Genomic DNA, 358 nt, shown 5'->3' with positions numbered 1-358 from the left:
ACTGCGTTCGTCGTATAAATCGCTTTTCTTATGCTTTCAGGATATTGAAAATAAAGCGATAAGTTATCCCATTTTTTGCGCCACGATGTGATTACAATAGGGTATTGAGTTCCCCATTTAGCCTCAAGCTCATCAAGTGCAACTTCAGCCTCTAGTTTGGTTGCGGCGCGATAAACAGGCTTTAAGTCAGCCATAAACGCTTTTTGATGCTTGGATGCGACATACTTCATTGAATTTCGAATTTGATGAATCACACACAACTGAGTTTCGGTTTGAGGGTAAATTGACGCAATTGCTTCAGGAAAGCCTGTTAATCCATCAACACAAGCAATTAAGATGTCTTTAACACCTCGATTAT

1 protein-coding gene is annotated in these 358 nt (G+C 39.7%); it reads right to left on the bottom strand.

Annotated elements, in window-relative coordinates:
* Nucleotides 1-358 (bottom strand): IS256 family transposase (locus tag WSC_RS0102700; protein ID WP_016954363.1); only part of this gene is annotated, 358 nt, incomplete at both ends.

The sequence above is a fragment of the Catenovulum agarivorans YM01 genome, assembly GCF_000281085.1.
In the GTDB taxonomy this organism is placed as follows: Bacteria; Pseudomonadota; Gammaproteobacteria; order Enterobacterales; family Alteromonadaceae; genus Catenovulum; species Catenovulum agarivorans.
Note: the sequence above shows the minus strand (reverse complement) of the source record. Positions and strands in the feature narration are given on the sequence as shown.